A 6,409-nucleotide genomic window follows, 5' to 3' on the forward strand; every position below is an offset into this window, starting at 1 on the left:
GCAGCAGGAGCGGTTGAGCATCAGCCTCAAAGGTCTGTTCGCCGGGCTCGACCTTCTGCTCAGCGCCACTTCCAGACCTTCGACCCAGGGCGCCGGAATGGCCGCTCTACACCCGACAGCGGCCATTCGAAGTCGGCGATTGCCCCTCTGGCACTCCCGCCGATTCGCGCAAGGGCGGCGTATGGAACCAGCGATGCCATTCCTTTCCGCTTGTCGGTGCGAGATAGGACCAGCGCCGTGGGCCGCGTTGGCGGCCGCTACGAGCCCTCGCAACCTTTGAGAACGGTCATCCTCGATGGTTTTGGAGGCGGTAGTCGGGTGCTGCTGAACCGCCTCTCCTGCCGATGGTATGGTGCGACGCCGCCGAGCATGCGGCCGCCAATCTCGGCTTCGGACCCGACCTCGCCAAGCTCCCGGCCGAGCACTGGCAGCGCGTGCTCTCCAACGTTGAAGCCCGGATGCGGATGAAGGGGGTTGAGATACCCGAGGGCTGGCGCACGTGCCTCGCCCAGCAGGTTGGTCGGGAGAAGCCCTGACCGTTGCTCTCGGACGCTCTGGAGGTTTCAGGTAATGGCGACGCAGGCTGAATGGGACGCGAAAGTCGAAGAGATTGTCGCCATGATCGCGGGCGACCTGTTCGGCGAAGGGCCTCATAGCGAGGACCAGTTGGCGGAGGCGCGTGAGGAGGCTGAAGACGCCATTGACACGTGGGAAGAGGCAACGGTCGATCAGATCGCCCCTCTTGTGGTCAACACCCCATTGAAGCGGCTGCTGGCAGAGCAGCACGACATCGCGGAGCAGATCCCCGATTAGAGAGGCGAGAGCTGAACTCTGGTGAATATCTGGGTGTCCTTTGCCGGCGAGCTGGCCAGACCCGGCACCGCGCCGGAGCTGCCAGTCGAGGCCACCGCCCTCGTCCAGGCGTATCAGCGCGCCAGCAAGGCCGACGCGACCGTGCGGGCATACCGGGCCACCGCGGAGGCGTTAGGCGTTCGGCGTACGGTGCGCTCGCTACGGCTGCCGGTCGCTACCGGCGAGCCCTGAGGCGTTAGCGGCCTTCCTGGTGGCCGAGGCCGGGGCTGGGCAGGCCGCCTCCTCCATCGGCCGGCGCTGTGCCGCGATCCGCCACACGCACAAGCTCGTCGGAGCGCCGGACCCGACTGAGGATGAGGGCGTAGGCGCGGCGGTGAAGGACATCCGGCGGAAGGTCGGGGCGGCGGCGACCCGCAAGGCCGCGGCTACCGTCGACGTCGTGGCAGCGATGCTGATGCACACGCCGCAGACCCTCACGGGCAGGCGGGATCGCGCGCTGCTGGCGCTTGGCTTTGCGGGCGCCTTCCGCTCCGAGCTCGTCGCCCCCGATGTCGAGGATCTGCGCGAGGATCCGGAGGGCCTGAGGGGTCCTGGTGCGCCGCTCGAAGACGGATCAAGAGGGCGCGAGGTTCGAGAGGGCCATCCTGCACGGCTGCTTCATCAAGCCGGTGGCGCTGGTACGCGAATGGCTGGAGGCAGCAAAGATCACCGAAGGGCCAGTGATTCGGCCTGTGTCGCGCTCGGGGATCGTGCGCGGGGCTGAGAGGGTGACGACGCAGACCGTTGCAGACATCGTGAAGCGGTACGCTGCAGCTGCGGGGCTCGATGCCGCAGCCTTCGGGGCGCACTCACTGAGGGCCGGGTACATCATCACGGCGGCGGAGCGCGGGGCCGACCTCGCCAGGATCTTGGATCAGTCCAGACACCGGGATATCCGGACGGTCGTCGGCTGTATCCGGCGCGCGAACTCCTTCAAGTGGCGCTCGGGAGAGAGGTTCTTATAAATTCTAAACACGACTGAAATTTATGTGAGATCTGGTTCCATCGTTAAGATCAGACATCCAAGCTCGCCTTAACTTCTGGTTAACAGCTGCGATAAGGAAATCTCTCGCCAGAACTGCAAACGGCGGTATTTGGATCGTGAGCGTAAGCCATCGTCACAGCGTTGAGCCCTTCCTCGCTTTCTCCTGTTTTACAAGCTCCTCAAGGAGCTTGTGGGCCAATGCAGTGTGCTGTGATTTATCTACCTGCACGGATTTCTTTCCATATGTAGTGATAACTGTCATAATGCCGCGGTCAATCTTGAAAGTTCCAGTGTAGGTTCTCCCATCTATTTTGAGATGTATAGATTGACCCGACATATTAGCTCTCCATGCCCAATGAAATCCTTCCTGCTAAGACACATTCATGATGACTCTCTTCCCATGTTCAGTCATCCTTAAAAAGAAGCTGCGCATTATTTCGGGAGGATCGCACTGTTTTGCTTCGTGACTGGCAGTTATACCGCAAAAAGCTTGGCCTCGCAGGCAATTCGGTCGTGTTCCGCTACGCTTATTGAAGTATTCGGCGATACCGCGCTCAAAGAAGTGCGTGAGCGTGCCCGCTGTGCGCGAGCAAGAGGTTGACCTGATCGTCACACCTCCTTCGTCACATCACCCCGTTCACCTGCCTGCTCGATTGGCCAAAGTCGAACTGAGAGGCGCGAACCTGCTAATCGGTCACGCAAGTCGGCTGGGCGAGCAGGAGGACAGCATGAGCATTGTCTCCCCTATTTGTCGGGACGGCGACGACTTCCAGGTAGACGCCGCACACGTTGCCTCCCGCTTTGGGCTCTCGCTCGAGGCGTTTTGCGCCGAGTTGCACGGCGGGAGCATCGTCACCGTGTGCGAGCGCGGCGTTGATGCCGACCAAGGCCGCACGCGCCTCACCTTCCGACGCGGTGCATTGCTCTGGCGCTTCGTTCTTGATCCAGATAGCACGATCATCGAGGACCCGATCCTCGCGACCGTCACCTCTTCACCGCGACCCCGGCTCCTTCCTGGACCATCATGACAACCTCCTGGCGATCACCTGATCCTGGCAGCGCAGAGCTCCGGTGAAGCGGTGCCCGACCCGGCTCGCCTGGACGGCAATCGCAAGGTGGACGGGTGCCGATGATGGACGACGCTGGCACCTGTCTGCCCCGGCCTTCACGCTCGGCGCGTAGCGGAGGCTTGGTCGGCCCAGCGTCCGCGGAGAAGCCGAGCAATCCGAAGGCGGATCAGGTGCCCGGCCAACCTTAGACAGCCTGAAGACCGAACGGTCGCGGTGTATCCGCTCTGCCCCGCGAAGGACAACGACCTCCGCTCTCTACAAATGCGGGTGAATTTTCCGAGAGGCCGGTTGGTGGCGATAGGGGCTTCGGGCCAGTAGCAGGGCGCATTGGGGAGCGGCTAAGGAAAACTTGGCCCTTCAAGGCGCGACATTCGGGTGTGGGCGTCACACAACTGGCATGGGGATCGCTAACGCCCGCGAGGCATTTGCGATCTTTTCTGCCCGCCTGGCCCAGCCGTGGCGGGCTTTATCAATTTCAGCTCTCGTCCAGCTACGGTCCAAAGCCGGAACAAGTCGGCCAGAACCTCGCTTTACGCATGTAATCCTACCGCACTGGGCGCGCCGGGCTCCTGAGCCCAGGTCGGTGCTCCTTGGATGTCATGATCGATCCAATGAAACACTCCCAGCTCTCGCAAGCCGAGATGACCCTCATTAAGCCGCTACTGCATCGGGGCGAGTTCGGCAGCGCGATCGACCCGGTCCTGAGCGGCGTGGCGGATGGACTCGGGACACTCTTCCCCTTAGTCCCACACCCGCTCCACCAGCATGCACAGGCGCAGGAGCCAGCGCCGGATGAGATGCCTGACACGTGAACTAGTGCGGCGCCTGCACCGCGAGCTGACCGATGAGATCGCGAAGAATGAGGCTCTCGCCGTGGAATGCGCGGAGTTGGCCCGCCTCATCGAGCGGCGGGGGAACAGAACCTTCGCGGAGATCCTTCGCGGTCTTGGTCGCTCTCACAGGATCAGGAAGCTGGAGATGGACGGCAAGCTCGCTCTGCTGCAGGACCGGTACGGTCCCCTGCTCACGTAGCGATGGCGATCGGGGCGCAGCGGTAGATGAGCCCCAGCAGCATGCTCTACGTGGCCGACACGCACCGGGCGCGGGTAGGACCCTACCGTTGCGGGCGACTTACCGCTTCACGCGCAGCGTCCCGCATATTCGGACTCCCGCGCGGAGGCTCCAATGCGTGACGAGCTGCGCGCCAAGCGTGACACCCTGGCCCGAGGGGTCTCGACCGATGAGACGCTGGCCAACTGCTTCGTGCAGCTGGCAAGCGAGGCTGCGCGGAATGGCGACACTGAAATGGAGCTCGCGCTCCGGGAGCAAGGCCGGATTTTTCGGGTGCAGGCGCTGAAGCACTGGGCGCAATTGGGCGCTCTGATCGCGAAGCATCCTCATTTGGCCAGCGGCGGTGACGATCTTCGAGCCCCTCGCCCGAGCTAGGACAGCGCCAAGAGATCGAACCCGATGGAACGCTTCTCTGAGTGCCGTCATTGACCCCGTATACCTGCGAGTCTTTCCTTGCCGGCCGGGCTCCACCCCGCGCCGGCGTTCCTTTGCCCGCTGAAGGGCCGGTCGCGCCGGGCAAGTTGTCCCGATAATCTTCGCCACTGCTAGAAACAGCGAAGTGGGATCGCCGCGGGAATTCTACATCGAAGCCGGCAGACTCAACGGTGGCTTCGCGACGCTTCACAGCGCCGTGACACGCTTCCACAGTATAGTCTGAGTCTCGCCCGTCCAAGGTTCTCAAAGCAGAAAACATTGAAGCGAGCATTGTAAACTCACGCGAGCAACAGCTGCACGGAGCCGTCCGCGAAGACGGCATCGAGAGGCACATCGCCGGTAGGTTCGCCGCCAGCCCAGCCAGCGAAGTTAATGGTGACGAGGGAACTGGGCGCGCTCACGTCCGCACTTCCCAGCTCGCCGCGGGTGCGGGTCCGTCGGCGAATTGCTGCTGGTGTGCGGTCAGCTCGCCGCAAGCCGGCACCTTAAGCGATAATGTCGAAAAAAAACCTGAGAGATTTCATAAGATGTGCTAACGTGTTTTTTCTGAGCTGGAGGCTATTATGACTAGCCACAAACAAATCGAGATACCAATATCCCACACGAAAACAGGAGTAATGTTTGCCGTAACGGCAGCGAGCCTTATCTTTTTTAGTCTCATTCTCTACATCAGACCAGGTGAGACAGGAGCCAATAGCATGGTGGCAGGAGGAGTTGGCGAATTTGCTGTCTGCTTTGCGATGAGTATCTTCGCAATTTACCTCATTTTTATTTCTAAATATCTCATTGATTACAGGTCTATTATCTCGATCGGAGAAAAGGGAATCTTTGATCGGCGCATTTCCACAGCTTGGATACCGTGGAGCGCTGTTCGCGCGGTAAGCATTGTCGATCGAAATTCGCAGAAAAACCTGCTCTTCAAAATCTCCCAATCCGACGATGTTGCTAAGACGCTGCGGAAAAGGATGATCAGTTTTGTCGGTTCTGGTGCATCTGGAGCGCCGCACGAATTCTTGGTTGAAGCTGGCAAGTTGAAGGGCGGGTTCACCGCGCTCCACAACGCAGTGACCAAGTTCCACGAGATCCCGCATGATGGGCGCGCGCACTGACGCGGGCGTTCTGCGGGCCGTGAAGCTGTTGATGACGCGGGGGCGGTTCACCGGCTGCGCACCTTCAGTCCCTCGGCATGAACCTGGTTAAGGTCGGACATCATGTCGTGGAAGCCACCCGCGTCCGGGTGACGCGCTCGGGCGAGGCGGCGGAACGTGGCCTCGATCTCCTCTACGGTGGCAGTCAGTTGAACGGCGAGCGCCTGCCACCAGGGCCCGGCTCCGGATAGGCGGCACGGCCGCGAAGTCGGCGCGGCACATCCATTCCGAGCGGCCGGCGGGTTCGATCATGATGCGTGGGCGCAGCACGTAACCGCCGAGATTGGCAACAAGCAAAAAATCTGCTCGGCAGTTCTCGTGACTGGATAGGATCCAACGCAAATAATGGAGGCTGCTATGGCCGACACAAGCCAGATTAACATCGCGAATGCCAAAGCAAGTGACACGCTTGCGTTCGCCGTCGCACTTCTGTGTTGCATTTTTCCGTCTTTCTCGTTTATGAACGGCCAGGCACATCGGGATTTGATAGCATGGTAGCAGGCGGAGTGAGTGAATTCGCCGCAATTTTTGGGATGTTTTTCTTTGCATTATATTGCATATATTTTGCTAGCAAGCTGATCAAGTTTGGTGTTGTCGTCTCTGTAGGAAAGCGCGGCATCTTCGACAGAAGACTCTCGACAGATTGGATTCCTTGGCAAGCAGTCTCTGATGTCAGGATTATGGATCTAGACCGACAGCAGGGCCTGATTGTTCGACTCAACCAAAGCCATAATGCTGCTCTTCCTTTGAGGAGCGGTGTGGCGAACATCCTTCGAGTGATACCAAGTCTCGCTGAGCCCGACTCACGCTGGGTGGCGGTGCGGAAGGGGCTGTGATTCTGTCCTCGG

Annotated in this window: 8 protein-coding genes; all 8 read left to right on the plus strand. The window is 60.5% G+C overall.

What is annotated here, in order from left to right:
- Positions 1-344 precede the first annotated feature (344 nt).
- The 8 genes from ACKUB9_RS31180 (at position 345) to ACKUB9_RS31215 (ending at position 6,397) form a co-directional block, all read left to right on the plus strand.
- Positions 345-536 (plus strand): hypothetical protein, encoded by a 192-nt coding sequence (locus tag ACKUB9_RS31180; RefSeq protein WP_407530054.1) that lies wholly within the window; start codon positions 345-347, stop codon positions 534-536.
- A gap of 34 nt (positions 537-570) precedes the next feature.
- On the plus strand, positions 571-813 hold the full coding sequence (locus ACKUB9_RS31185; protein WP_407530056.1) for a hypothetical protein: 243 nt from the start codon (positions 571-573) through the stop codon (positions 811-813).
- Positions 814-834: 21 nt separating this feature from the next.
- Positions 835-1,044: a hypothetical protein gene (locus ACKUB9_RS31190; RefSeq protein ID WP_407530058.1), complete on the plus strand. Its 210-nt coding sequence runs from the start codon at positions 835-837 to the stop codon at positions 1,042-1,044.
- 362 nt (positions 1,045-1,406) lie between these two features.
- Positions 1,407-1,817 carry a site-specific integrase gene (locus ACKUB9_RS31195; RefSeq protein ID WP_407530059.1) on the plus strand — a complete coding sequence of 137 codons (411 nt, stop codon included), beginning with the start codon at positions 1,407-1,409 and terminating at the stop codon, positions 1,815-1,817.
- A 748-nt stretch (positions 1,818-2,565) separates the two neighbouring features.
- Positions 2,566-2,865, plus strand: coding sequence for a DUF6522 family protein (locus ACKUB9_RS31200; protein WP_407530061.1), 300 nt, complete (start codon positions 2,566-2,568; stop codon positions 2,863-2,865).
- Positions 2,866-4,092: 1,227 nt separating this feature from the next.
- Positions 4,093-4,353 (plus strand): hypothetical protein, encoded by a 261-nt coding sequence (locus tag ACKUB9_RS31205; RefSeq protein ID WP_407530063.1) that lies wholly within the window; start codon positions 4,093-4,095, stop codon positions 4,351-4,353.
- Between the two features lie 623 nt (positions 4,354-4,976).
- Positions 4,977-5,522: a hypothetical protein gene (locus ACKUB9_RS31210; RefSeq protein WP_407530064.1), complete on the plus strand. Its 546-nt coding sequence runs from the start codon at positions 4,977-4,979 to the stop codon at positions 5,520-5,522.
- A 545-nt stretch (positions 5,523-6,067) separates the two neighbouring features.
- Positions 6,068-6,397, plus strand: coding sequence for a hypothetical protein (locus tag ACKUB9_RS31215; RefSeq protein ID WP_407530065.1), 330 nt, complete (start codon positions 6,068-6,070; stop codon positions 6,395-6,397).
- The last annotated feature ends 12 nt before the right edge of the window (positions 6,398-6,409 follow it).

Source organism: Methylobacterium oryzisoli (assembly GCF_046557895.1).
GTDB classification, from domain to species: Bacteria; Pseudomonadota; Alphaproteobacteria; order Rhizobiales; family Beijerinckiaceae; genus Methylobacterium; species Methylobacterium oryzisoli.